The organism is uncultured Campylobacter sp. (assembly GCF_938031315.1).
GTDB lineage: Bacteria > Campylobacterota > Campylobacteria > Campylobacterales > Campylobacteraceae > Campylobacter_B.
The window spans coordinates 1-1,322 of sequence record NZ_CALHHT010000137.1 but is presented as its reverse complement, the minus strand read 5'-3'; the positions used below and the strand labels follow the sequence as shown (position 1 = coordinate 1,322).

Here is a 1,322-nt window from a genome sequence, read left to right as displayed (position 1 = left end):
GACGCTGACGGGATTGTGCTCGCGGCGTTTGCGTTTTTTGCTGCACTAGTGCTTGCCCTGCTGATCGCGCTCGTGCTGCAAAACCGCCGCATAAGCGATGCAAACTCCGCGCTTAGCGAGCTTTTAAGCGAAAGGCTCACTGCTCAAAGTGCAAGAGCAAGTACCGAGCTTTTTAAGCTAAATCAAAGCCTAAACGACGGCTTTAACGATAAGCTCTATTATCTTAATAGATCCCTAGGCGAGGGTTTGCAGCGCCAAAATAGCGCGCTTAGTGAGAATTTAAGCTCGCTGGATCGCGGCTTTAAGGACATAGCGGAAAATCTAGCGCGAATGAGCGAGCAAAATAAAACTTCACTTCAGGTGCGTGACGAAATCGCAAAGCTAAACTCGATTTTAGGCAACGTCAAGCTGCGCGGCAACTTCGGTGAGTACCGATTAGAGAGAATTTTATCGATGATTTATGGGCAAAACGCCGCGTTTTACGAGCTGCAAAAGCACCTACCAAACGGCAGGATCGCAGACTGCGCGCTACATATCGCAAAAGAAAAAATTCTTTGCATCGACTCAAAATTCCCACTTCAAAGCTATGAAAAGATCATCGCTGCCTCCGCCTCAAACGACGCCGCAGCGCTTGCTAGTGCGGATAAGCAACTCGCCGCCGATATGAAAAAGCACGCCGCAGATATAGCGGAAAAATACATAATACCGCCTCTTAGCACGGAGTTTGCGGTGCTATTTGTACCCAGTGAGGCGGTTTTTGTATATGTCTGCGAGAAGCTGCCGCAGGTGCTTGAATACTGCGCGCAAATCGGCATTTTTGCGGCATCGCCCACGACGCTGCTGGCGCTTTTAGGCACGATCCGCACCTTCGTAAAAGACGAGGCACTCGCGCAAAATATAAAATCGGTAAAAGATGAAATTTACGCGCTAAAATCGGACTTTGAGGCGCATGCTAAGTATGCGACGGCGCTTCAAACATACGCAGATAAACTCGCCGCGCAAGCGGAACTTTTAAACAAAAACGCAAAATCTCTAAAAGCCCGCTTTGAGCGTTTTAGCGAGCTGTGAGGCGGGCAAACCCTAGCGCAATACGGCGCTTCGGGTGCCTTAGTACGCTGTAACGCGGCGGAATTTTGAGCGGCTTGGCTCTTAATGTCGGTAAAATTCTAAGCGGCGGAATTTTAAACGGCGGCAAATTTTGGATCGATAATAAAATTTTGAAAGGTTGCGAAATTTTAAATGAGACGTCGCGAGGCGGGATACGGTGCGGATTTTGTAGATGGATACTGCGCGAGTTCTGCGGCGAAACGAACCTGCTTTGT

Annotated in this window: 2 protein-coding genes; both read left to right on the top strand. The window is 48.9% G+C overall.

Annotated features, from left to right (window positions below; genetic code table 11):
* On the top strand, positions 1 to 1,068 hold a 1,068-nt coding region (locus Q0236_RS03770), incomplete at its 5' end, for a DNA recombination protein RmuC (protein ID WP_297915273.1).
* A gap of 65 nt (positions 1,069 to 1,133) precedes the next feature.
* On the top strand, positions 1,134 to 1,322 hold a 189-nt coding region (locus tag Q0236_RS03765; RefSeq protein ID WP_297915272.1), incomplete at its 3' end, for a hypothetical protein.